Origin of the sequence: Thiopseudomonas alkaliphila, from assembly GCF_001267175.1 — a bacterium.
Taxonomy (GTDB): domain Bacteria; phylum Pseudomonadota; class Gammaproteobacteria; order Pseudomonadales; family Pseudomonadaceae; genus Oblitimonas; species Oblitimonas alkaliphila.
The window spans coordinates 1421723-1447526 of the sequence record NZ_CP012358.1 but is presented as its reverse complement, the minus strand read 5'-3'; the positions used below and the strand labels follow the sequence as shown (position 1 = coordinate 1447526).

The 25804-nt window shown below is 46.6% G+C and carries 17 protein-coding genes and 2 pseudogenes; 15 read left to right on the top strand and 4 right to left on the bottom strand.

From position 1 onward, the window contains the following. Positions 1-128 precede the first annotated feature (128 nt). Positions 129-1397, top strand: a complete 1269-nt coding sequence (locus AKN87_RS06965) for a malic enzyme-like NAD(P)-binding protein (RefSeq protein WP_053100541.1) — start codon at positions 129-131, stop codon at positions 1395-1397. Between the two features lie 79 nt (positions 1398-1476). On the opposite strand, the gene AKN87_RS06960 is transcribed toward AKN87_RS06965, so the two are convergent. Continuing rightward, positions 1477-3795: a penicillin-binding protein 1A gene (locus AKN87_RS06960; RefSeq protein ID WP_080995525.1), complete on the bottom strand. Its 2319-nt coding sequence runs from the start codon at positions 3793-3795 to the stop codon at positions 1477-1479. A gap of 296 nt (positions 3796-4091) precedes the next feature. Here AKN87_RS06960 and pilM point away from each other — a divergent pair, with 296 nt between their 5' ends. Further along, positions 4092-4658, top strand: coding sequence for a type IV pilus biogenesis protein PilM (pilM, locus tag AKN87_RS06955; RefSeq protein ID WP_080995524.1), 567 nt, complete (start codon positions 4092-4094; stop codon positions 4656-4658). Here the strand turns inward: pilM and AKN87_RS06950 are convergent. After that, positions 4655-5738 (bottom strand): annotated as a pseudogene (locus AKN87_RS06950) (IS3 family transposase). The gene pilM and the pseudogene AKN87_RS06950 sit on opposite strands and share 4 nt — an antisense overlap. 62 nt (positions 5739-5800) lie before the next feature. On the opposite strand from AKN87_RS06950, the pseudogene AKN87_RS12235 reads away from it, so the two are divergent. From AKN87_RS12235 to phoU, 9 genes and pseudogenes are all read left to right on the top strand, one after another. Then, positions 5801-5923: pseudogene (locus AKN87_RS12235) on the top strand (hypothetical protein); the annotation flags it as partial. Positions 5924-5928: 5 nt separating this feature from the next. Beyond that, complete coding sequence (gene aroK, locus AKN87_RS06940; protein ID WP_080995523.1) at positions 5929-6453, top strand: shikimate kinase AroK; 525 nt, start codon at positions 5929-5931, stop codon at positions 6451-6453. Positions 6454-6503: 50 nt separating this feature from the next. Next, complete coding sequence (gene aroB, locus AKN87_RS06935) at positions 6504-7616, top strand: 3-dehydroquinate synthase (protein ID WP_053103644.1); 1113 nt, start codon at positions 6504-6506, stop codon at positions 7614-7616. Positions 7617-7619: 3 nt separating this feature from the next. Continuing rightward, positions 7620-8795 (top strand): SPOR domain-containing protein, encoded by a 1176-nt coding sequence (locus AKN87_RS06930; RefSeq protein WP_053100533.1) that lies wholly within the window; start codon positions 7620-7622, stop codon positions 8793-8795. Between the two features lie 106 nt (positions 8796-8901). Then, on the top strand, positions 8902-9873 hold the full coding sequence (locus AKN87_RS06925) for a phosphate ABC transporter substrate-binding protein PstS family protein (RefSeq protein WP_053100532.1): 972 nt from the start codon (positions 8902-8904) through the stop codon (positions 9871-9873). Positions 9874-10043: 170 nt separating this feature from the next. Then, on the top strand, positions 10044-12296 hold the full coding sequence (locus tag AKN87_RS06920) for an ABC transporter permease subunit (RefSeq protein ID WP_053102915.1): 2253 nt from the start codon (positions 10044-10046) through the stop codon (positions 12294-12296). Between the two features lie 11 nt (positions 12297-12307). Next, positions 12308-13978 carry a phosphate ABC transporter permease PstA gene (pstA, locus tag AKN87_RS06915; RefSeq protein ID WP_053102914.1) on the top strand — a complete coding sequence of 557 codons (1671 nt, stop codon included), beginning with the start codon at positions 12308-12310 and terminating at the stop codon, positions 13976-13978. A 55-nt stretch (positions 13979-14033) separates the two neighbouring features. After that, entirely contained in the window at positions 14034-14870 is an 837-nt protein-coding gene (pstB, locus tag AKN87_RS06910) for a phosphate ABC transporter ATP-binding protein PstB (RefSeq protein WP_053100529.1), read from the top strand. Positions 14871-14914: 44 nt separating this feature from the next. Further along, entirely contained in the window at positions 14915-15589 is a 675-nt protein-coding gene (gene phoU / locus AKN87_RS06905) for a phosphate signaling complex protein PhoU (protein WP_053100528.1), read from the top strand. A 69-nt stretch (positions 15590-15658) separates the two neighbouring features. On the opposite strand, the gene AKN87_RS06900 is transcribed toward phoU, so the two are convergent. Next, entirely contained in the window at positions 15659-17701 is a 2043-nt protein-coding gene (locus AKN87_RS06900) for a choline transporter (RefSeq protein WP_053102913.1), read from the bottom strand. Between the two features lie 443 nt (positions 17702-18144). Between AKN87_RS06900 and betB the strand changes: the two genes are divergently transcribed. Both betB and betA read left to right on the top strand, forming a co-directional pair. Continuing rightward, a complete protein-coding gene (gene betB, locus AKN87_RS06895) occupies positions 18145-19614 on the top strand; it encodes a betaine-aldehyde dehydrogenase (protein WP_053102912.1) in 1470 nt (489 codons plus the stop codon). A 41-nt stretch (positions 19615-19655) separates the two neighbouring features. After that, positions 19656-21374 carry a choline dehydrogenase gene (betA, locus tag AKN87_RS06890; RefSeq protein WP_053102911.1) on the top strand — a complete coding sequence of 573 codons (1719 nt, stop codon included), beginning with the start codon at positions 19656-19658 and terminating at the stop codon, positions 21372-21374. A 562-nt stretch (positions 21375-21936) separates the two neighbouring features. Here the strand turns inward: betA and AKN87_RS06885 are convergent. Beyond that, on the bottom strand, positions 21937-22443 hold the full coding sequence (locus tag AKN87_RS06885; RefSeq protein WP_053102910.1) for a DUF4124 domain-containing protein: 507 nt from the start codon (positions 22441-22443) through the stop codon (positions 21937-21939). 263 nt (positions 22444-22706) lie between these two features. Between AKN87_RS06885 and glnA the strand changes: the two genes are divergently transcribed. Next, complete coding sequence (gene glnA, locus AKN87_RS06880) at positions 22707-24113, top strand: type I glutamate--ammonia ligase (RefSeq protein ID WP_199532921.1); 1407 nt, start codon at positions 22707-22709, stop codon at positions 24111-24113. A gap of 132 nt (positions 24114-24245) precedes the next feature. Beyond that, entirely contained in the window at positions 24246-25712 is a 1467-nt protein-coding gene (thiI, locus tag AKN87_RS06875; protein ID WP_053102908.1) for a tRNA uracil 4-sulfurtransferase ThiI, read from the top strand. Positions 25713-25804: the final 92 nt, after the last annotated feature.

Sequence of the window (25804 nt, the reverse complement as noted above, 5' to 3'; positions counted from 1 at the left end):
TGTTTTTTAGAATAAAAGTGCAATCTTTTTAGATGCTAGGGCTAAACTGACTTGTGTCTTGTGACATGGCGGGTTCTTGAGTATGCTCAATGGCTTATTAGTTCATTATTTTTAGCGGAATAGCCAATATGTCTGATTTAAAAACAGCCGCTCTCGAATACCATGCTGAGCCTCGTCCAGGCAAGTTAAGTGTCGAGTTGACAAAACCTACAGCTACTGCGCGTGACTTAGCGCTAGCGTACAGCCCTGGTGTGGCTGAGCCGGTCCGTGAAATTGCACGTGATGCAGAGCTTGCTTACCAATACACGGGCAAAGGAAACCTTGTCGCGGTGATCTCAGATGGTACAGCTATTTTGGGTCTAGGTAACCTAGGGCCTTTAGCCTCTAAGCCAGTAATGGAAGGTAAAGGTGTACTTTTCAAGCGCTTTGCAGGGGTTGATGTATTCGATATTGAAATCGATGCAGAAAGTCCGCAGGCGTTTATTGATACGGTTAAGCGTATTTCGATTACTTTTGGTGGCATTAACCTTGAAGATATTAAAGCCCCTGAATGTTTTGAAATTGAACGTGCTTTGATTGAGCAGTGTGATATTCCAGTCTTCCATGATGATCAGCACGGCACTGCGATTGTTACTGCCGCTGGAATGATCAATGCCTTAGAAATTGCAGGTAAAACGCTAGAAGAAGCAAAAATTGTTTGCTTAGGCGCTGGTGCTGCTGCTACAGCTTGTATGAAACTGTTAATCAGTATGGGCGCTAAAGTTGAAAATATTTTTATGATCGATCGCAAGGGAGTGATCCACTCTGGGCGTGACGATCTGAATCAGTACAAAGCAGCATTTGCCCATGAAACCGATAAGCGCACTTTAACTGATGCCATTACTGGTGCTGATGTGTTTGTTGGTTTGTCGGGCGCTAATTTACTATCCCCAGAAAACTTGGCGCTAATGGCAGAAAATCCGATTGTGTTTGCTTGCTCAAACCCTGATCCGGAAATTAGCCCAGAGCTAGCACACCAAACGCGTCCAGATGTAATTATGGCAACGGGTCGCTCGGACTACCCCAACCAGGTGAATAACGTTTTAGGTTTCCCATTCATTTTCCGTGGTGCATTGGATGTGCGTGCTACACGTATTAACGAAGAAATGAAAGTAGCTGCAGTACATGCTTTAGCAGATTTAGCTAAAATGCCCGTGCCTAAAGAAGTGTGTGAAGCCTACGGCTTGTCAGACTTAAGCTTTGGTCGTGACTATATTATTCCTAAGCCAATGGACGCACGTTTAATTAATTTAGTGCCTGATGCTGTAGCTAAAGCAGCTATTGATAGCGGCGTAGCAACTAAACCCTATCCAAAGCATTACCCACTGACCTCAGTTGACGAAGTATTTAATGGCTAGTTATTAGTCGCTTAATAATTTGAAGTATAAAAATGCCCGCTGATTGCGGGCATTTTTATTGCGAGTAGTGCGTACCTAATTAGAAAAAGTCCATTGGGGTTTCGTAATAGTACTCAGTGGCAAAGGGTGGCAAGGTGTCTTCTTGTTTAAAGTATTCGTTACTGCCGCTATCTGAGCGTAATCCTTGGGCGTTTATTCGCACTTGTTGTAGTCCCTCAGGGCGCAGAATAGGTTGAGCAGGCTGATCACGTAAAGCTTGGGCCATGTAGTTAATCCAAATGGGTAGCGCAAAGGTACTGCCAAACTCGCGCCGACCTAAGCTTTTAGGTTGGTCATATCCGGTCCAAACAGTGGTGACATATTGCCGATTATAGCCAACAAACCATGTATCTTTAGCGGAGTTAGTCGTGCCGGTTTTACCAGCAAGATCTGAGCGGCCTAAAGATTTTGCTCGCGAAGCGGTGCCGCGTCGAATCACATCTTGCAAAATATCGGTCATAATAAAAGCTGTGCGACTATCAATAATTTGCGGTGCTGGCTGGGCATTATCAGTTTGATAGCGTGGAGAGTCGGGGGTGACGGCCGCTTGAGTCTTGCTGACTAAAACACCGTTCCGATCGTAGATTTCATCCACGATATAGGGAGTAATTTTGTAGCCACCATTAGCAAAAGTGGCCCAGCCTGTAGTTACTTCGAGAGGAGTAAAATCAGCACTACCTAAAGCTAGGGGGAGGTGACGCGGTAACTCGTCGGCAGGAAAGCCGAACTGACTTATATAATCTACGGCATAGTCTATGCCAATGGCCTCAAGCACTTTGGCAGCGGCAATATTTCTTGAGCGATAGAGCGCTGTACGCAGGCTTATATTACCGAGAAAAGAGCGGTCTGAGTTGTTTGGTGTCCAGGCTTTTCCATAGCGCGATGCAGGAAAGGTAGTGGGAGTGTCGGCAAAAATACTAGCGGCTGTGTAACCTTTATCTAAGGCCGCACTATAAATAAAAGGTTTGAAGCTTGAACCGACTTGACGTTTAGCTTGGACAGCACGGTTGTATTTACTTTGTTCAAAAGAAAACCCTCCGGTAATAGCTACGATTGCGCCAGACCGAGGGTCTAGAGAGACTAAAGCACCTTGTACTTCGGGCGCTTGTGCAAGGCGGTATTGCCCATCTGTCTTTTGTTGTACATAAACAAGATCTCCGGGTTGCATAATATCCCGTGCTGTCCGTGGGTTAGCGGCTTGACTGTTAACATTAATAAATTTTCTCGCCCAGCGCATATCTTGCCAATTAAGAGTTGCAGCTGCCTTATTGCGTAGCAGTACTTGAGCAGACTGTTGGTCTACTTTAGTCACTACAGCTATTTTTAGGGGATGTAAATCAGGCTCATTGTGCAGCAACTTTTGCCATTGCTCTTCTGGATACTTAGCAAAGGATTTTACAGGGCCGCGAAATCCATGGCGATATTCGTAGTTTAGTAGGCCTGTTTGTAAACTTGAGTTAGCGTATTGTTGTAGCTGTGAGTCAATGCTGGTTTTAACCGTAAAACCAGCAGTGTAGGCTTCGCCGCCATAGCGCTCGACCATTTCTGCACGGGCCATTTCAGCAACATACGGCGCCTGAAATTCAGGCTGGGCAATATGGAGCTTGGCCGTTTGTGGCTCGGCAAGCGCGGTAGAATATTCGGCTTCGGTGATGTAATTGAGTTTGTACATGCGGCCTAAGATCCAGTCGCGTCTAATCATACTGCGCGCTTCATTAGCAATAGGATTGTAGCGAGAGGGCGCTTTAGGTAAGCCAGCAATCATGGCTAATTGGGCAATGCTAAGCTCGCCAATGGATTTGCCATAATAGATCTGGGCTGCTGCTTCAATACCGTAAGCACGGTTACCTAAATAAATTTTATTGACATATAGCTCTAAAATTTCATCTTTACTGAGCTCACGTTCAATTTGCAAAGCTAATAAAATTTCATTGGCTTTGCGAGTGAAACTTTTTTCACTGGTCAAGAAAAAGTTTTTCGCCACCTGCATGGTAATGGTGCTACCACCACTTTGAATACGCCCGGTTTTAATCAACTCTGAAACTGCACGCATTAAGCTAATAAAATCAACGCCAGAGTGAGTTTTAAAGTTATCGTCTTCGGCAGCCAGTAGAGCCTGAATAAACTTTTCTGGAATAAGATTGAAGTTAATGGGAGTCCTACGCATTTCACCATACTCAGCAATAAGTTTGTCATCCTGGCTGTAAATACGGAGGGGCATTTGCAATTCCATGCTACGTAAAGCTTCTGCAGATGGCAGGTGAGGGCTTAAATATAAATAAGCCCCGGTGAATAGAGCGACTAGGCTGCCAAGCACGCTAGTAGTGGACCAAAAAATAAATTTTATTAGATTAATCAAGGTGTTAGCTACTTTGTGGGGAGTGAGTTTAAGCTTAAAAATTATGGGGGCCTATAATAACTTAGGCAGCATTATAGTGTGTTTATATAAGGTGTGCTATTTGCGACTTAGGAACAGCTTACAGTTAACGTTGTGAGAAATGGATATTTTTCACCTACAGCAATAGGGGTTTGATTGTGCTAACGCTTTTTAAAAAAAGACCCAGCAAATTGCTTGGAATAGATATTGATTCTACCTCTATCAAGATCGTTGAGTTGAGCTGTGTTGAGAGCAACTATTGTCTTGAGGCGTAGGCAATAGCGCCTTTACCGGATGGGGCGGTTAATGAACAAAGAGACAGGCATGCTGAAGGAGTAGCTGAAGCCATTCAGAGGACAATTATAAAGGCAGGCATTACCACTAAAAAATCCATCGCAGCAGTAGCTGGCTCATCAGTTTTCACCATGGTTGTTGAGTTAGAGCAGGGGCTAAGTGAAGAGCAGATGGAAAGCATTATCTATTTTAAAGCAGATCAGCACATTCCTTTTCCTTTAGAAAATGCAGCGATTGATTTTCATGTTTTAGGGCAGAGCAAAGAAGCTTTAGAGCGTATTCAGGTTTTAGTTGCAGTGTGTAGAAAAGAGAGCGTAGAGCAACTGCAAGATTGTTTAATAATTGCTGGTCTTGAGCCGAAGGCCATTGATGTAGAAGCCTATGCGCTTGAGCGTGTTTATCATCTAATCGTGCCTCAACTAGCTAAAGCAAATAAAAATACAGTGGTTGCATTAGTGAAACTTGGCGGTGTGATGATGACCTTATCGGTTTTTTCACATGGTCAGACTGTAATCCCCCCATTTTCCACAGTGCTCATTTGTAGAATTTAAGCTGCCTGTAATAGCTGCCTTGGCGGTACTCCTCCGATAGCAGTGTGAGGGCGTTCGTTGTTATAAGTCCAAAGCCATTGTGTAGCAAGTTCTTGAGCCTGTTCAATGCTGTCAAAGATGTTTAAATCTAACCATTCATGACGCACTGTTCGGTTAAAACGCTCAACATAAGCATTCTGTGTCGGTTTGCCTGGTTGGATATACTGCATGGTAATTTGCTGCTCTTTAGCCCAGTCCTTTATTGTTTCAGAGATGTACTCAGGACCATTGTCACAGCGTATTGCGTTTGGCTTACCGCGCCACTCAATGATTTGCTCTAACGATCGAATAACTCGTGCGCTAGGCAAAGATAAATCAACATCTATAGCCAAGCATTCGCGATTAAAATCATCGATGACATTAAAGGTTCTGATGCTGCGGCCACTGGCTAAACTGTCTGACATAAAATCCATTGACCAGACATCGTTAATAGTCGTTGGAACGCTCAGCGCGTCAGGCTTATCTCGCTTGATGCGTTTTCTGGGTTTGATACGCAAGTTCAGCTCCAGCTCACAGTAAATGCGGTAAACGCGCTTATGGTTCCATTTAAAACCTTTGACATTACGCAGGTACAAGAAGCATAGGCCAAATCCCCAGCGCTTTTATTGTCGGTTAATCGAAGCAGCCAATCAGCAATCTGCTCGTTCTCAGCATTGAGCTTGCTTTGATAGTAAAAACAGCTCTCGCTAATACCTAGACAGCTGCAAGCAAGGCGAATGCTGATGGCATGTTTGATTATCGCCTCTTTCGCCATCTCCTTGCGCAGGGATGGCTTTAGAGCTTTCCCTCAAGAGCTTCCAATCGAATCTCAGCTTTAAGGCGCTCTTCCGCATACATTTTTTTGAGTCGACGGTTCTCTTCTTCAAGCTCTTTCATGCGCTTCATGAGCGAAGTGTCCATGCCACCATATTTTGAGCGCCACTTGTAGAACGAAGCCGAGCTAATACCATGCTCACGGCATAGCTCAGGGACTGGAACTCCAGCCTCATTTTGTTTGAGAATTGCCATAATCTGGCTCTCAGTGAATTTTGATTTGCGCATAGAAAACTCCTTGAGTTTATATTAATGGAATTTTCTACAAATAGCCTCCGTGGTTTTGAGGGGGGATTACACCAGGCCTTAAAGGATTGTTCCGCCGTAAGATGAGGCGAGATGATAAAACTGAATTATTAGTTTTCATTACGCCAAGAATCATGAATAATCAAAGTATTTCCTTGAATCGTTAATATCTGTGCAAAATTTTATTCTTGTTGGCCCAATGGGTGCTGGAAAAAGCACCATCGGGCGTTTGCTTGCTAAAGCATTAAGCCTTCCTTTTTATGACTCGGATCGTGAAATAGAACTACGAACGGGAGCGAGTATTCCACTAATTTTTGAGCTCGAGGGTGAGTCAGGCTTTAGGGACCGTGAACAGCAAGTTTTAGCATCCTTGTGTGAAGAAGATGGAATTGTACTTGCAACAGGTGGTGGTGCTATCTTGCGCACTGAAAATCGAGAAAAGTTCATCCAGCATGGCTTCGTTATCTATTTAAGTACGTCCGTAGAGCATCAAATAGCTAGAACCAGTCGTGACCGCAATCGTCCGTTATTGCAAACAGACAATCCTGCACAAGTACTGACGGAATTACTTAAGATACGTCACCCGTTGTATCAAGAGGTGGCAGATTTAGTGATTGAAACTGATGAGCGACCACCTAAATATGTAGTGCAAGAAATCATCAGTTATTTAAAGCAGTGCGCGATTTTGCAGGATTAATTTTTATTCTTGATTAGCTATAAGGACTAAACATCATGACTCTCGCGAGTATTAAAACCCTAATGGTTGATTTAGCTGAGCGCAGCTATCCGATATATATTGGTCAAGAAAGCTATCAAATAAGTCCTTGGGCTGAGCATATAAAAGGCAAGCAAGTGGTTATCGTGACCAATGCCACAGTGGCTCCTTTGTATTTAGCCACGATTAAGCAGCAATTAGCGGCTTATCAAGTGTTAGAGATTGTTTTACCGGACGGTGAATCTTTCAAAACTTGGGAGACCCTGCAGCTTATTTTTGATCAGTTATTGCAGGCCCATTGTGATCGCAAGGTGACTTTGATTGCCCTAGGTGGTGGTGTTATTGGGGATATGGTTGGGTTTGCTGCTGCTTGCTACCAGCGCGGAGTGAACTTTATTCAGGTGCCTACTACGTTATTATCCCAAGTTGACTCTTCCGTAGGTGGTAAAACTGCCATTAACCATCCGCTGGGCAAAAATATGATTGGTGCATTTTATCAGCCACAAGCGGTAATCATTGATACCCATAGTCTCAGCACCTTGCCGGCTAAAGAGTTTTCTGCAGGTCTAGCAGAGGTGATTAAGTACGGGCTGATTTATGATGCAGACTTTTTTGCTTGGCTAGAAAATAATATGCAGGCTCTGTTAGCGTTAGATGCTGAAGCCTGTCGTTATGCGATTGAGCGTTCATGTGCGATTAAGGCCAGTATTGTTGCCGCTGATGAGCGAGAAAACGGGGTGCGTGCCACCTTAAACTTGGGCCACACCTTTGGTCATGCTATTGAAACCGAACAGGGGTATGGTGTGTGGTTGCATGGTGAGGCAGTTGCTGCGGGCACTGTAATGGCGTTACAGATGTCCTATTTGCTGGGTAATATTTCAGCCGCGCAGCGTGATCGTGGCATCGCTTTATTTATTGCGGCCCAGTTGCCGGTTGTGCCGCCACAGAATATGTCGGCTGCGACATTTTTACAGCACATGGCGTTAGATAAAAAAGTGCAAGATGGACAGATTCGCTTGGTATTACTTGCTGAGCTGGGACAAGCAATAGTCACCGCCGAGTATTCAGCAGAGTGTTTGCAGCAAACGTTAACTACTGATTATCAAGCATTGGCGACTGCGGTGCAGCGGTCGAGTGGAAGCTAAGTTATGGACCCACAGTTAATCGAGTACTTCGGTTTTAGCCAAGACCCTTTTGTCGAAGGTTTGCCAGGACAGCAGTTTTATAATCCAAAACGTAAGTCAGTATTAGCGGAGTTGCACTTTTTGGCCGAACAAGGTCAGCACTTTTTATTGGTAACTGGCCCTCAAGGTAGTGGTCGCAGTACCTTAGCCACGGCGTTTTTAGCGACCTGCGCGACAACTGATATTTGCCTGCACCTAAGTATTAATGGTGTGTCTGATGCCGGCGGATTGCAGTACCAAGTTGCACAGAAGCTCGAAGTAGCCGATGATTTGTTGCAGATTCTTGATCGTTTAGTGCTGCTCAAACAGCAAGATAAAACCTTATATTTAGTGGTCGACAATGCGGAAAATCTAGACGATTCTGCTTTGTTGTTTTTGTTACGTTTAGCACAAGGTAGTCAGGGCGCTAGTGCTCAAGTGATTGTTTTTGCTCAAGACAGCATTCTGGCTAACTTAAAGTTAGTCAGTGACAATCAGTCACTCTATCAACAGCTCGCATTAGAGGCGTGGGATTTCATCGAAAGTATGGATTACCTCAATTTTCGCCTAACGATGGCTGGTAAAAGTGTTGATTTGTTCAGTGATCAAGAACAGGCGGCTATTTATCGAGCAGCTGAAGGATGGCCAGGGCGTTTACATGAAGAAGCAGAAGAGCTGTTGTATGTGAAAGCCGATAGTCAGCCACCAGAGCGAGGTAAAAAAATCCTTGAGTTGAAAAAAATTGGCTTAGCACTTGCTGCTTTACTGATTTTGCTTGGGGTTACCATTAGTCTGTGGAATTACAGCAGTAACACCTCTCCTAGTGCGCCACAAATGTTAGAAGTTCCGCTAGAGGTAAATGTACCTGAGTCCAGCATCACACCAGATGCGGCTTGGTACATGAAGCAAAACCCTAATCATTACACGCTACAAATCTTAGCTACCCGTTCTGAAACTGCGGCGAAAAACTATATTAATTTGCATGGCATGGATTACCATTATTTTATTAAAAACCAGCAAAATAATAAGTTGTTTGTTGTTACTTACGGTGCTTTTAACAGCGCTGAAGCGGCGAAAAAACGTGCGGATGATGTTAAGGCAAGCAGTAACGATCAGCCTTGGGCTCGCACCTTTGGCAGTATTCAGCAGGAAATCGAGTAATTTATTTGGCTGTCATCTAGTTGTCATCTTGAAGCCATACAGTAGCGTTGTAGTGAAACAACACTGATCTGCAACTTACAACGATTATGGCTTCAAGGAGCAATGTATGAAACTGAAACGTCTGATGGCAGCCCTGACTTTTGTCGCTGCGGGTGTAGGCACAATGGCTGCTTCAGCAGCGGTTGATCCAGCGCTACCTGCCTACAGTAAAACCTCTGGGGTATCCGGCAACCTTTCTAGCGTGGGTTCAGACTCACTGGCTAACTTAATGACGCTGTGGGCCGAAGAATATAAGCGCAACTACCCGAACGTAAACATTCAAATTCAAGCGGCGGGTTCTTCAACAGCACCTCCAGCGCTAACCGAAGGTACAGCTAACTTAGGCCCTATGAGTCGTCCGATGAAGGATAACGAAATTCAAGCCTTTGAGGAAAAATACGGCTATAAGCCTACGGCAATTCCAGTTGCGATTGATGCCTTAGCGGTATTTGTGCACAAAGATAACCCGATTAAATCTTTAGATATTGAACAGGTGGATGCAATTTTCTCCAGTACCCGTTTGTGTGGTGCCGAGAAAGATGTAAAAACCTGGGGCGATTTAGGCTTAACCGGCGAGTGGGCGAATAAACCAGTGCAACTGTTTGGTCGTAACTCGGTATCGGGTACTTATGGTTACTTTAAAGAATCGGCTTTATGTAAAGGCGACTTTAAATCTAACGTGAACGAGCAGCCAGGTTCAGCCTCGGTGGTACAGTCAATTTCTAGCACCCTGAATGCCATCGGTTACTCAGGCATTGGTTACCGCACCTCATCAGTACGTGCTGTACCATTAGCTAAAAAAGGTGGTGAAGCCTTCGAAGCTAACGAGGAAAACGCATTAGCGGGTAAGTTCCCACTGGCGCGTTACTTCTACGTATACGTTAACAAAGCTCCGAACAAGCCATTAAGCCCAATCGATGCTGAGTTTGTAAAACTCGTGTTATCCAAAGAAGGCCAGGAAGTAGTGGTTAAAGATGGCTACATCCCGCTGCCGGCCAAAGTGGTTGAAAAAACCTTAAAAGAGCTTGAGCTGAACTAACCGTTTGCTGCTCACAGTAGCCCCGCTAAGATGCGGGGCTATTTTTTTGCTTGAATGATTTGATCCGCTTTAGTGGGATTATGACAGTTTATTTGCACTGTTATGGCAGTGTCATTTTATTGTCATATAACTCGTGCAGGATAAAGCTTCCTTCATCTGGTTGAACGGCTATGAACACAGAAACCTCCACTCATCATATTGATTTCGACACGCCGGCGCTGAAGCGTCATCGGCGCATGCGAAAACTGAAAGACCACCTGACTCGCTGGTATGTTACGGTTGGTGGCTTGGCCATTTTAGCGGCGATTACCCTGATTTTTTTCTATTTGGGAAGCGTGATTTTGCCTATGTTTCAGGGCGCTGAGTTGCAGCAAGAGCAACCGCAGGCGATCGCCTGGAGCCAAGATAGCCAAGGCTTATATTTAGCGATAGAAGAGCAGAACCAAGTAGGGTTGCGCTTGAACCAGCAAGGACAGGCACAGTTTTTTAACGCGCAAACCGGACAACTCCTAGAGAGCATTAACTTAGCATTGCCTGCAGATGCAGAAGTAACAGCTATTGCTCAAGATCAGCCAGGCAGCCGAACGTTGGCTTTGGGTTTAAGCAATGGCCAGGTGTTGGTGGTCGAGCATAACTATAAGGTGTCGTATCCAAATAACGTTAAAACCATTCAGCCAAGCATTGATTATCCCTATGGTGAGCAAGCGCTAACCTTAGCTGATACTACCTTAGATACAGTCGGAATGAGTGCCAGTAGTAACGGTTTAGTGCTGGTGGGTTCAGTGGGCGCCGCGGTACATGCTTTAAAAATCACCCGCGATGAAAACATCATGACCGGTGAGGTGACCTTAGCCGATGAGGCGCTGACAATTCCGACCATGGATGCGGCCATTAAGCAGCTGCTAATTGATCCACGCCACCAGTGGTTGTATGTGTTTAGCGGTAACTCGACGTTAGATGTGTTTGATTTGCGCCGTAATACATTAAATGGCCGCTACAAAATGGCCAATCAAGCCGATACCCAGATTACTGCCAGTAGCTTTTTGCTTGGCGGAATCTCCTTATTGGTCGGTGACTCAAAGGGTGGCATTAGCCAGTGGTTTATGGTGCGCGGTGAAGATGGGTTGTCGAGCTTGCAGCGGATTCGCGACTTTCAGCAAGGCGACAGTGCGATTACCCAAATTCTGCCTGAAGAGCGGCGCAAAGGTTTCTTAGCGTTGGATGCAGCCGGTACCTTGGGCGTCTATCACAGCACGGCGCACCGCACCTTGCTAAAACAGTCGGTGGCCGAAGGTGCAGCCTTAGCTAGCTTAGCGCCGCGGGCTAACTTAGTACTGGTCGAGCAGCAAGGGCAATTACAGAACTGGCGCTTAGATAACCCGCACCCAGAAATCTCTTGGAGCGCGCTCTGGGGCAAGGTGTGGTACGAAAGTTACGCAGAGCCTGATTATGTGTGGCAGTCCACTTCAGCTAATAGCGACTTTGAGCCTAAGCTTAGTCTGGCACCACTGGCCTTTGGTACCTTAAAAGCGGCTTTTTATGCCATGCTGCTGGCCGCCCCTTTAGCCATTTGTGCTGCCATTTACACCGGCTACTTTATGGCCCCGGCGCTGCGTAGTCGGATCAAGCCAGTGATTGAGTTAATGGAAGCACTGCCGACTGTTATTTTGGGCTTCTTTGCTGGCTTATTCTTAGCGCCTTTTTTAGAAAGCCATCTGCCGGGAATTTTCAGCTTACTGTTATTAATGCCGTTCGGTATTTTATTGGCTGCTTGGGCCTGGAGCCGTTTACCAGAAAAAGTACGTTTGGCGATTCCTGACGGTTGGGAAGCTGCGCTGCTGATTCCGGTAGTGATTGCAGTGGGTTTATTTTCCCTTGGTATCAGTGGCCATTTAGAAAACTGGTTCTTTGGCGGCGATATGCGCCTGTGGTTGAGTAATGATTTAGGGATTCCTTTTGATCAGCGCAACGCATTAGTGGTGGGCTTGGCCATGGGGTTTGCAGTGATTCCCAATATTTACTCAATTGCCGAAGATGCGGTATTTAGCGTGCCGCGCAGCCTCACCTTTGGTTCGCTAGCCCTAGGGGCAACGCCTTGGCAGACCTTAACTCGAGTGGTGATTTTAACCGCCAGCCCCGGCATTTTCTCTGCACTGATGATTGGGATGGGGCGTGCGGTGGGCGAAACCATGATTGTGTTAATGGCCACCGGTAACACGCCGATTATGGAAGTGAATATTTTTGAAGGCTTACGCACCTTAGCTGCCAACGTTGCTGTTGAAATGCCAGAGTCTGAGGTAAGCAGTAGCCATTATCGAGTGTTGTTCCTCGCAGCCATGGTGTTGCTGATGTTCACCTTTGTGATGAACACCGTAGCGGAATTGATTCGTAGCCGTTTACGCAGCAAGTATGCGTCTCTCTAAGGGTTAAGAACGTGAAAAAGCAAAATTTTAGTAGTTGGTTTAAAAGCGGTGCCCCTTGGATTTGGTTAAATGCTGGCGCTGTAGCTATTGCTGTGATTATGACCTTGGGTCTATTAAGCGTGATTGCCAGCAAAGGTTTAGCTCACTTTTGGCCTTCAAACGTGATTCAGGCGCAGTACGTGATTCCAGGGCAGCCAGCAAAGATTGTGGCTGGTGAGCCGGTACAGATTGAAGAAGTACCGCGTGCACGTTTAGTCAGCTCTGGGTTGCCGGTTGACGTTGAAGGTGGCGAGTTTATGACCCGCGAGTTGTTAAAAGTGGGTAACCGTGATCTGTACGGGGCGGACTTTAGCTGGGTAGTAGGTGAATGGTTGGAGCAACAAGAGCAACCTAAAAACCTGATGGTGGTTGAGCGCCGTGAATGGGGTAACTTTTATGGTTACCTCACCCAGTTAAAAGAAAATGGTCAGGAAATTGCCACCGGTGATGCGGCTTGGAGCCAGTTACAGCAGCAGATTGAGCGCAGTAGTGAGTTATATCAAACGCTAATGGCGATTCAAAAAGGCGAAATTGGACGAATCAACCATGGGTTAGAACGCCTGCGCTTAAAGACGCGTAAATTAGAGTTAAATGATCGCTTAAACGCAACGGCGCAAGCGGATATTGAGACCGAGCGCGCTGAGCTCAATGCCCGTTATGCTGAGTTAGAGCAGCAATTGGCCGAGGTCAATCAAGCCTTAAGTCAGTACAGCCTCGTCGCAGTGACTGCTGATGGCCGTGAAATGGAAATTAATCTAGCCAAGGTGGTGCGTGCTTATCAGCCCAATGCCATGAGCTTGCTGGATAAACTTGGCTTTTACTTTGCCAAGTTATGGGAATTTGTGAGCGATGAGCCGCGTGAGGCCAATACCGAGGGCGGAATCTTCCCAGCGATTTTTGGTACGGTGCTGATGACCTTAATTATGGCGATTATGGTAACGCCGCTTGGCGTGATTGCCGCGGTTTATCTGCGCGAGTACGCCAAGCAAGGAGCGTTAACTCGCGTCATTCGAATTGCGGTGAATAACTTAGCGGGTGTGCCATCGATTGTGTATGGCGTATTTGGTTTAGGCTTTTTTGTCTATGTGTTAGGTGGTTCACTGGATCGGTTATTTTTCCCAGAGGCGGCGCCAGCGCCGACTTTCGGCACGCCAGGCTTGCTCTGGGCCTCATTAACCCTCGCCATCTTAACTTTGCCAGTAGTGATTGTCGCGACCGAAGAGGGGTTGACGCGGATTCCCCGCTCACTGCGTGAAGGCTCGTTAGCACTGGGAGCCACTAAGGCAGAAACCTTATGGAAGGTAGTGTTGCCAATGGCAAGCCCAGCGATGATGACCGGCTTAATTTTAGCTGTAGCCCGCGCTGCCGGTGAGGTCGCGCCCTTGATGCTGGTGGGTGTGGTGAAGTTAGCACCAGCGCTGCCGTTGAATGGCAACTACCCGTACTTGCATCTAGATCAGAAGATTATGCACCTCGGCTTTCATATTTATGACGTAGGTTTCCAAAGCCCGAACGTTGAGGCAGCGCGTCCGCTGGTGTATGCCACGGCCTTACTGCTGGTGCTGGTCATTATCAGTTTAAACTTTAGTGCGGTGTGGATTCGTAACCACTTACGCGAAAAATATAAGGCGTTGGATAACTAAGTGAAGGCTTGAGCCATCCTATTAGCCAGCCATGTTTAAGAAATTGGAGTCAAGTATGCACACTGAAACAAACCACGCCTTAGGCATAGATCTAGAAGCCCTTGGTCGTGCCCGTCAAGCCTTAAATTTAGCCGATGAAGCAGTGGCGCTTGAGGTCCCAGGCTTAAATTTGTACTACGGCGAAAAACAAGCGCTGCACAATGTACAGATGAACATTCCCAAAAATCGCGTCACCGCGTTTATTGGCCCCAGTGGCTGCGGTAAATCAACCTTATTGCGTACCTTTAATCGGATGAATGATCTTGTTGATGGCTGCCGAGTAGAAGGTGAGATCTTATTAGATGGAAAAAATATTTACGCTAAGGGGGAAGACGTTGCTGAGCTGCGTCGTCGGGTGGGAATGGTGTTCCAAAAGCCCAATCCGTTTCCTAAAAGTATCTATGAGAACGTGGTGTATGGCTTGCGGATTCAAGGGATTAATAAAAAGCGGGTGCTGGATGAAACCGTCGAGTGGGCACTGAAAAGCGCTGCTCTCTGGGATGAGGTAAAAGATCGTTTACATGATTCAGCCTTAGGCTTATCCGGTGGTCAGCAGCAGCGTTTAATTATTGCCCGCACCGTAGCAGTACGCCCCGAAATCTTGTTGTTAGATGAGCCGTGCTCAGCCCTTGACCCGATTTCCACCTTAAAAGTAGAAGAGCTGATTTATGAGCTCAAAGATAGCTTTACCATCGTCATGGTGACCCACAATATGCAGCAGGCGGCGCGGGTGTCGGATTACACCGCCTTTATGTATATGGGTAAATTGATTGAGTATGGCGATACCGACACACTGTTTACCAATCCGGCGCAAAAACAAACCGAAGACTATATTACTGGACGCTATGGCTAGTAGCGGCTGATCAATTGTTTTAACCAAGAATAAATTTGGAGCATATGATGCAAAAAGAAACCTTAGGTCAGCATATTTCCCAGCAATTTACCGCGGAAATGGATGAGCTGCGCAGCCGCTTTTTAGGCATGGGCGGGCTGGTGGAAAAGCAAGTTAACGAAGCGGTCACGGCGCTGATTGAAGCGGATACGGCATTAGCTCAATTGGTGCGTGAGGCGGATAAACATACCAACCGCATGGAAACCACCATCGATGAAGAGTGTGTGCGTATTTTGGCGCGCCGCCAGCCAGCGGCATCAGATTTGCGCTTAATTATCAGTATTTCAAAAGCGGTGATTGATCTAGAGCGGATTGGTGATGAGGCCAGCAAAATTGCTAAGCGCGCGATTCAACTGACCGAAGAGGGCGAGTCACCCAAGGGCTACGTGGAAGTGCGGCATATTGGTGATCAGGTGCGCAAAATGGTGCAAGAAGCCTTAGATGCTTTTGCTCGTTTTGATAGTGCCCAAGCTCGGGAAGTAGTGGCTTATGATAAAACCGTAGACCGTGAATACAAAACCGCGCTGCGTGAGCTGATTACTTACATGATGGAAGATCCACGCTCAATTTCGCGGGTGTTAAACGTGATTTGGGCGCTGCGCTCGCTAGAACGGATTGGTGATCACGCACGTAACATTGCCCGTTTAGTGATCTACTTGGTGGAAGGCGACAAACTCTAAAACATGAGTGCATTGTTCAGCCGCAAAAAAAGGGATAAGTCGCGCTTATCCCTTTTTTGGGGGCCGGAGTTATTCCGGGGTTGGAAAGCTAAGGGTATTACCCGGCGCTTCACGATTTAAATGCAAGAAGGTCAGGTGGCGCTCGTAGCGGTCTAGGATATCGTTAATCACCTGTTCTTTCTTATAGCCCATCAAATCATTGCCTTGGCTCCCCTCAAGTAAGTGAGTTTCTAGGCGGTAGTAATGATCTTTGCCGCGCTTGGCCCGGTAACTAAAGGACGGCGAACTATAGCGCTCGGGCCAGATTTGATAAATAAAGTGCTGCTCATCTTGTAAGTCAATGCTTAAGGCAAGATGGTATAGCGTAGGCTCATCTTCTAAAGGGAGCGTTTCGATATGGACCTTAGCACCCCGCTGTTCAAGCTCGGTAGCCACTTCACGCATGGCCGGTTTACACACGGTTTCCAACATATTTAAGGTGTACTTGACCCCAGGGTAGTGAGTCACACGGCGGATTCGTTGTTTCCAGTTCAGTGCATCAGCATTACCAGCCACCGGTGCCGCACTAAGGGTATTACTGGAGTGACGAAAATCCTCTAGCCGCAGAGATTTAAAGAGCCCCGCCATGACAAAGAAAATAACAAAGCTAAAGGGCAGCCCCATAATCACGGTAGTGCTTTGTAAGGCGCTAACACCATTAGCCATTAACATCGCTAAGGTTAGTAGGCCAATGGCGACCGACCAGAAGATTCGAATCCAGTTAGGTGCATCGCTATTAATGTCTTGCAGTTTATAGGTGAAGTTACCTAGCACTAACGAGCCTGAGTCTGCTGAAGTAACGTAAAACAATAGCCCCGTAATGGTGGCGATTGAAGCGGTAAACATAAAGCCTGGGTATTGCTCAAGTAATCGGTAGAAACCCCGCGCCGGATAGTTAATGACTTCTTCGGCTAAGGCGAGGTTGCCATTACCAATGATTTCATTGAGCACGCTATTGCCAAAAATCGACAACCAGATCAGGGTGAAGATAAACGGAATAATCAGCGTGCCAACCACAAACTGGCGAATGGTTCGACCACGTGAGATACGGGCTAAAAATAAACCGACAAAAGGTGACCATGCAACCCACCATGCCCAGAAAAAGAGCGTCCAACTATTCATCCACTCGTCGGGGCGGTCAAAGGCGAAGCTGTTAAGGGTCATGCCGGTGAAACGATTAATGTAGTCGCCAATGTTCAGCACTAAAGCGTTAAGTAGAAACTCGGTATTGCCGGCCAATAAAATAAATAGAATCAGCCCCATTGCCAGATAGACGTTAAGCTCTGAGAGTACTTTAATGCCTTTATTGACACCAGAGGTGACGGAAATGGTAGCAATAATTACTGAAAGTAAAATCAGTCCAATTTGCACCGCTAATCCTTCTGGCACGCCAAACAGCACAGTTAAACCATAATTTAACTGCACGACACCAATTCCCAGTGTCGTGGCAATCCCAAAAATAGTGCCCAGTACTGCCGCAATATCTACGGTATGACCGATGGGACCATTAATACGATTACCAAAGATGGGGTAAAGCGCAGAGCGAATAGTCAGTGGCAGGTTATAGCGATAGCTAAAGTAGCCCAAGGCCACCCCGATTAAGGCGTACATAGACCAACCGGTGAGACCATAGTGAAACAAGGTCCAGACCACTGCTTGGCGTGCGGCTTCCGTGGTTTGACCTGCGCCCTCTGGTGGCAGCATGTATTGAGTGACCGGCTCAGCGACCGAGAAAAACATCAAGTCAATCCCAATCCCAGCGGCAAATAACATGGCCGACCAGCTAAGCAAACTAAACTCCGGCTTTGAGTGTTTAGGGCCAAGCTTGATATCGCCATAGCGGGAGCAGGCGATCAAAATCACGAACACGATGTAGAGCGTGGCAGCCAGCAGGTAGTACCAGCCAAAGGTACTGGAGACCCAGTTGAGGGCACTGCCAATGACGGCGTTGGCTTGTTCATTGAACAAGATAGTGAGAATGGAGAACAGCAAAATCAGGCCTGCGGAAATGAAGAACACCACATGATTTAGCTGATCGCGTGGAGGCGTTAAACTCTCGCCACGTACGCTCATAATAAACCTCTTAAGGATAGAATAAAGTTGCTTTTTACAGGGCCAATTAACGCGTGCTATTAATCACCGCTGTGGATAAATAATCCCATTAAATAATAAGAGATATTAATTTCTTATAGTGTTTTTTAATATTTAAAAAAGCGATAAACCCTATCAGCTGAGAAAAAAATAATCAATTTTTTTTGAATTTTTATTAAAGGTAATGTTAGGCTAAAAGGGTATTTTTATAAATGAATAATGAGTGAAGCCAAGCATAAAGAAGCTGTTTAGCAATGACTGTAAAGTCACCTTTATATTGATTTTCGTAAATTTAATTCTTGTAAATCAAGTGCTTATATCTGTTTTTTGGTTTTTGATTAGGCGTGCTAGTTAGCGCTGTGATCAGTGCAATCAACTGAATTAAATGGGCTTCCTTAATAGCAGTTTAGAATGTGGAGTAACACATGCTATATAAAGAACCTTGTAAGTTATATATTGATGGGTGCTATGTGGATGCCAGTGGTGATGCGTGTTTTTCGAGCATTAACCCCGCCACCGGTGAAGTATTAGCTGAGGTGCAAATTGCCACGCAACAAGATATTGAGCGTGCAGTGGTAGCGGCAGAACGTGGTCAGAAAATTTGGGCCAGTTATACCGCCATGGAGCGCTCGCGTGTGTTGCGTAAAGCCGTTGATTTATTGCGTGAGCGTAATGCGGAATTAGCGCATTTAGAAACTTTAGATACAGGTAAGGCCTATAGCGAAACCGAAAGCGTTGATATCGTAACGGGTGCGGATGTGCTGGAATATTACGCAGGACTTATTCCTGGTTTAGAGGGGCAGCAAATTCCCCTGCGTGACACGGCCTTTGTGTATACACGTCGTGAACCCTTGGGTGTAGTGGCTGGTATTGGCGCCTGGAACTATCCAATTCAAATTGCCCTGTGGAAATCTGCGCCAGCGCTAGCCGCAGGCAATGCGATGATTTTCAAAGCCAGCGAAATGACTCCCTTAAGTGTGCTCAAACTGGCAGAAATTTACACCGAAGCGGGTTTACCGAATGGTGTATTTAACGTGGTATCGGGTAAAGGTGAAGTGGGTCAATGGCTATCTGAGCACCCACGTATTGCTAAAATTTCGTTTACTGGCGGTGTGCCTACCGGTAAAAAAGTCATGGCCAACGCCTCAGCTTCAAGCTTAAAAGAAGTGACCATGGAGTTAGGCGGTAAATCAGCCTTAATTATTTGTCCGGATGCTGATTTAGCACGGGCAGCAGATATTGCCATGATGGCTAACTTTTATAGCTCCGGTCAGGTTTGTACCAATGGCACGCGGGTCTTTGTTCCAGAGGCGTTAAAAGAGCGCTTTGAGCAAGAGATCTTAACTCGAGTAGCACGGATTAAAGTAGGTGATCCGTTAGATCCGCAAACCAATTTTGGTCCGATGGTCAGCTTCCCGCATATGGACAATGTGCTGCGCTATATCGAGCAGGGCAAGGTCGAGGGTGCGCGGGTGTTAGCCGGTGGTGGCCGTTATACCGAGGGCGCTTGTGCCGCTGGCGCCTATGTGATGCCCACGGTATTTACTGACTGCCAAGATCACATGCAGATCGTTCAAGAAGAAATTTTTGGCCCAGTGATGAGCATTTTAAGTTATGCCACTGAAGCGGAAGTAGTCGAGCGTGCCAACAGTTCAATTTACGGATTGGCTGCTGGGGTAGTCACTCCAGACTTAAACACCGCACACCGCATTATTCATCAGATGCAAGCCGGTATTTGCTGGATTAATACTTGGGGTGAATCACCTGCAGAAATGCCGGTGGGGGGCTATAAGCACTCAGGGGTTGGCCGTGAGAATGGGGTGGCCACCTTGCAAAACTATACCCAAACCAAATCAATTGAAGTTGAGCTAGGGGGATTTAGTTCAGTTTTTTAACGTAGCCACGATGAGCAGTAACGTCGCGACCAAATTAAAGAATGAAGGAGAACCTAGTGTCTGAATTTGACTATATTATTGTCGGAGCTGGCTCAGCCGGTAACGTATTAGCTACGCGCTTAACCGAAGATCCTGAGGTCAGTGTGTTGTTATTAGAGGCTGGCGGTCCCGACTATCGTTTTGATTTTCGTACACAAATGCCCGCAGCCTTAGCTTATCCCTTACAGGGTCGGCTTTATAACTGGGCTTATCAAACCGATCCTGAGCCTTATATGAATAATCGCCGTATGGAGTGTGGGCGTGGTAAGGGGCTGGGAGGATCGTCGCTAATTAATGGGATGTGTTATATCCGCGGTAATGCCATGGATTTCGATGGCTGGGCGGAATTGCCAGGCTTAGAAGACTGGAGTTACGCCGACTGTTTGCCGTATTTCCGTAAGGCTGAAACCCGTGATATTGGTGCTAATGATTATCACGGTGATTCAGGTCCAGTCAGTGTGACTACCCCTAAAGCAGGCAACAATGAGCTGTTTCACGCCATGATTGAAGCGGGGGTACAGGCTGGCTATCCGCGCACCGATGACCTTAATGGTTATCAGCAAGAAGGCTTTGGGCCAATGGATCGTACGGTGACGCCTAAAGGGCGTCGAGCCAGTACCGCGCGTGGTTATTTAGATACTGCCAAACAGCGCGCTAATCTGACGATTATTACCCACGCAGTGACTGATAAAGTTCTGTTTTCTGGCAAAAAAGCCATTGGCGTGCAGTACCTAAAAGGTAAAAATACCGTGCCAGAGCAAGTAACAGCGCGTAAAGAAGTGCTAATTTGTTCGGGCGCGATTGCCTCGCCGCAAATTTTACAGCGCTCGGGAGTAGCCGATCCAGAACTGTTAAAGCAGTTTAATATCCCGCTGGTGCATGCGTTACCTGGCGTTGGGCAAAACTTGCAAGATCACCTAGAAATGTATCTGCAGTATGAGTGTAAAAAACCTGTGTCTTTATACCCAGCGCTGAAATGGTATAACCAGCCGCAAATTGGGGCTGAGTGGTTATTTAATGGCACCGGAATTGGCGCCAGTAATCAGTTTGAAGCCGGTGGTTTTATTCGCTCTAGCGCAGAGTTTGCTTGGCCGAATATTCAGTACCATTTCTTGCCCGTTGCGATTAACTACAATGGCAGTAATGCCGTAAACGAGCATGGCTTTCAGGCCCACGTTGGCTCAATGCGCTCACCAAGTCGTGGGCGGATTAAGATTACCTCAACCGATCCCCATGCTCATCCGAGCCTACTGTTTAATTACATGTCGAGCGAGCAAGACTGGCAAGAGTTTCGTGACGCTATTCGAATTACCCGGGAAATTATTGCTCAGCCGGCGCTGGATGAATACCGCGGCCGAGAGATCAGTCCAGGTAAACAGGTGCAAACCGATGCAGAGTTAGATGCCTTTGTCCGTGAGCGGGCTGAAACGGCTTATCATCCGTGCGGTACCTGTAAAATGGGAACTGATGAAATGGCTGTAGTTGATGGTGAAGGTCGTGTCCATGGCGTAGAGAATCTACGGGTAGTGGATGCTTCCCTGATGCCGTTAATTATTACTGGTAACCTCAATGCCACGACCATCATGATGGCAGAGAAAATTGCCGACAAAATTCGTGGAAGAACGCCATTGGCGCCCAGTACCGCAAGCTACTACAAAGCACAAGGAGCAGCAGTGCGGGGTACCCCCATGCGTGAAGTAACTACGGCGCCTGAACACTAAGTCGAGCTGGCGTACGTTACTTGGCCTTGTGGGTAGTAACCGACAAGGCCATTTTTTTGCTTAAAATAATTTCCCAGTGCCGGGAGTTTTCTTATAAAACGGCTTGGCTTCGGGTTTGGGTTTTTCGCTCAGTGGGCACTCTAAGCGTATTCCATAATCCTCAAGCGTGCAGGGTTGCATACGCTTTCGGTCTTGCAAAGTGGTTTGTCGCAAGTGAAAACGACTGGTGGCTGAGGTGTGCAAAGTCTTATCTTGAGTATTAATCACAGCAACTTTTAAGTTGTGGCTGCCGCGGTCAACTTCGCTGAGATAAAACGCCGCGCTGGTTTGTGGCTGCTCTACGCTTTGTCTATCTAAGTACAGTTGATAAAGGTGGCTGTCAGTCAGTGTAGGTTGGCTGTTGATGCTTTTGCTGGCGTATTGGTAAATACCGTGTGTCCCTGTACATCGGGATAGTGATAGATTTCGGCGTAACTTAAATGAGTGTTCGCTAGGGCTGCAAGGACAAGGCTGCTGAGTAGTACAGTACGCAACAAACTAAACATAATTAATATCTCTCCCGTTACTGATGGGCGCGTAGCACATAAATAGTGATAACTGGACTTGAGGCAATTACTTGCTCACCCTGCACCACCTGTAAGGTTAGCGAGTGGGCACCGCGATCTAGGTTATTTATGTAAAATATAGATGATTGAGTTAGAGCAGTTAAAGGCTGGCCATTAACTAATAGCTGTAGCTGATGGTCATCAAGTAGATCTGGCGATAGACTGGATTGTAGGACGATATTGCCATCATTGGCGCGAAAGGCATTGCCTTCTGGCAAGTTAACAAAGCCTAACTGATAGGTGGGCTGGGTCGGTAGGAGTTGGGTTGGGGAAACAGAGTTGTCCAACGATTGTATGGAGGACTGCATTTGATTTGGCGTGCTCAGCTCTACACTTTGTGCTTTACGAGTGGGATTGGGCTGGTCAGTAAACACTGTGTGACCTTGCTTATCGGTATAGCGATAAATCTCAGCAGCCTGTGTCAGTCCCGATAACAGTAGGATGCCCGCCATAAGTAAACGCATAGGTAGCTCCTTTTCTTTACTTGAATGAATCTGGTTAAGTGCTATTCAGTATAGTGATGTCTGTCTAGATCATGATTCTTAGGTTGAAGAATTATTGTTTTTGTAACGCAATAACTGCATTTAATCTGTGGTTTGCTCACTTAGGTACTAGCAACCAACGCCGATACGCGCGAAAATAGCCCCCTTGTTTTAGTCGCAGGGTTAAACTATCCGCCATAATGTGGGTTTAATCTTGTAACTGTCTTGCACCCCTCCTGGAGAAAATGATGTCAAAGTCCCTCGAACTCATAAAGGAACACAATGCAAAGTGGATCGATTTACGGTTTACCGACATTCGTGGCCAACAGCATCACGTAACGATGCCCGCTCGTGATGCCGACGAGGATTTCTTTGAAGAGGGAAAAATGTTTGATGGCTCTTCCTTAGCCGGTTGGAAAGGCATTGAAGCTTCAGACATGATTTTGTTACCCGATGATAGTTCTGCGGTCATGGATCCCTTTACCCAAGAGCCGACTCTGATTTTAGTCTGTGACGTGATTGAGCCGTCCACTATGCAAGGCTATGACCGTGACCCTCGCGCGATTGCCCGCCGCGCCGAAGAATACTTAAAGTCGACTGGAATTGGCGATCAAGTGTTTGTTGGGCCAGAGCCTGAGTTTTTTATTTTTGATGAAGTGAAGTTTAAGTCAGACACTTCAGGCTCTATGTTTAAAATTTATTCCAAGCAGGCTTGTTGGAACAGTGATGCCGACATTGAAGGCGGTAACCGTGGTCACCGGGTGGGACTAAAAGGCGGCTATATGCCAACGCCACCGAATGATCATGACCACGAAATTCGTGCGGCCATGTGTAATGCCCTAGAAGAAATGGGCCAGCTGGTAGAAGTCCATCACCACGAGGTAGCCACTGCGGGGCAGAACGAAATTGGGGTGAAATTTAACACCCTAGTTGCTAAGGCCGACGAAGTGCAGGCGCTTAAATATGTAGTGAAAAACGTTGCCGATGCCTATGGTCGTACCGCCACCTTTATGCCTAAACCCTTATACGGCGATAATGGCTCTGGGATGCACGTGCATATGTCGATTGCTTTAGAGGGTAAAAACACCTTCTCTGGTGAAGGCTATGCCGGTTTATCAGATAACGCGCTGTATTTTGTGGGCGGCATCATTAAGCATGGTAAGGCGTTAAATGCTTTAACTAACCCATCCACTAACTCCTATAAGCGCTTAGTGCCAGGGTTTGAAGCCCCGGTGATGCTGGCTTACTCAGCCCGTAACCGTTCAGCATCCATTCGTATTCCGTACGTTACTAGTCCTAAGGCACGGCGTATTGAAGCTCGCTTCCCGGACCCTGCAGCCAACCCGTACTTAGCCTTTGCAGCGCTATTGATGGCCGGTTTAGATGGTATTCAAAACCGTATTCACCCAGGCGATGCAGCAGATAAAAACCTGTATGACTTACCGCCAGAAGAGTCAAAACAGATTCCTCAAGTATGCGGTAGCTTAAAAGAAGCGTTGGAAGCACTGGATGCGGATCGTGACTTCTTATTACGTGGTGGCGTATTTAGTAATGAATTTATTGACGCCTTTATTGAAGTGAAAAAAGCTGAAGAGTTACGGGTTCGCACCTTTGTTCACCCACTGGAGTATGAGCTGTATTACAGCTGCTAAGGTTTTCACTTCCGATGAGCAGAGAGGCTTAGGCCTCTCTGATTTGAGCTTTAGGTAAAGCAGCAGAACAGCTGTTATACTTCGCACCCTATTTTTAGCTAGTCTCTAGCGCTTCAGAACACATCGACCTCCATGAAACTGATTGTTAAGCCCTTTGCGGAAATCACCATTAAAAGTCGCCCCGTGCGTCGTCAATTTATTCGCCAGCTGAGTAAAAATATCCGTACGATCTTAAAAGATCTGGCGCCAGATATTAGCTTAAAGGGCGAATGGGATAACGTGGAGGTGACCACTGCAGTTGAAGATTTTGATGCGGTCCAAGAAATGTTTGAGCGCCTGCGCAATATGCCAGGTATTCAGCATTTTTATCGTGTTGAAGACTATCCGCTAGGTGATTTAGACAGCATTGTGGCGCACTGCTACGACTATTACGCCAATATTCTGCCAGGCAAATACTTTGCTGTGCGTTGTAAGCGTGTGGGTAAACATGAGTTTACCTCGATGGATGTTGAAAAATATGTGGGTAGCCAATTACGTCAACAATGTCAGGCCGCTGGTATTATCTTAGGTAAACCTGAAGTTGAGGTGCGCATTGAAGTGCGCTTTGACCGCTTACTGGTGGAGCACCCACGTCAGCAAGGAATTGGCGGCTATCCATTAGGTGCCCTAGAGCAAAACTTAGTCCTGATGTCTGGCGGATTTGACTCAACCGTGGCAGCTTATCGGATGATGCGTCGAGGTATGCTGAGTCATTTTTGCTTCTTTAACTTAGGTGGCCGTGCCCATGAGTTAGGGGTGATGGAAGTCAGTCATTATTTATGGCAAAAATTTGGCCGCTCACACCGTGTGTTGTTTGTCAGTGTGCCCTTTGAAGAGGTTGTGGCAGAGATTCTAGATAAAGTCGATGACAGCCAGATGGGCGTCATTCTAAAGCGTATGATGCTGCGTGCGGCCAGTCAGGTGGCCGACTCGTTAGACTTAGAAGTATTGGTCACCGGCGAGGCGGTCTCACAGGTCTCAAGCCAAACCTTAAAAAACTTGGCTGTGATTGATCGCGCCACTGATAAGTTAGTGCTACGTCCACTGATTGCTAGCCATAAACAAGATATTATCAATACCGCCCGTGAGATTGGTACCGAAGATTTTGCGAAAAATATGCCGGAATACTGCGGGGTGATTTCGGTTAACCCAACCACCCGCGCTAAGTTGCCGCGGGTAGAAAAACAAGAGTCGTTTTTTGATATGGCGATTCTTGAGCGTGCGGTAGAACGCGCGACTCGAATTACTATCGATCAAGTGCTAGAGCAGCTAGGTGAAGATGTTCAGGTAGAAGAAGTGGCTCAGGCTTTAGCCGGACAGGTAGTAGTCGATATTCGCCATCCCGATGAGGTAGAAGATAAGCCTTTAACGGTGAGTGGTATCGAAGTGATTGAGCTGCCATTTTATGCAGTGAATAATCGCTTCAAAGAATTAGATTCCAATCGTCAATACTTACTGTATTGCGAAAAGGGTGTGATGAGCCGGCTACATACTCATCACTTATTGCATGAAGGTTATGACAACGTGCGGGTTTATCGTCCGCTCCCTGGTCAGCAGTAAGCTCCATGTATTTCTTAGTATGGCTGTGTGCTGGATGTAGTCTGATACTGATGTATCAGTTACGACCGCCTGACTGCTGCCTGAGTGTTTAA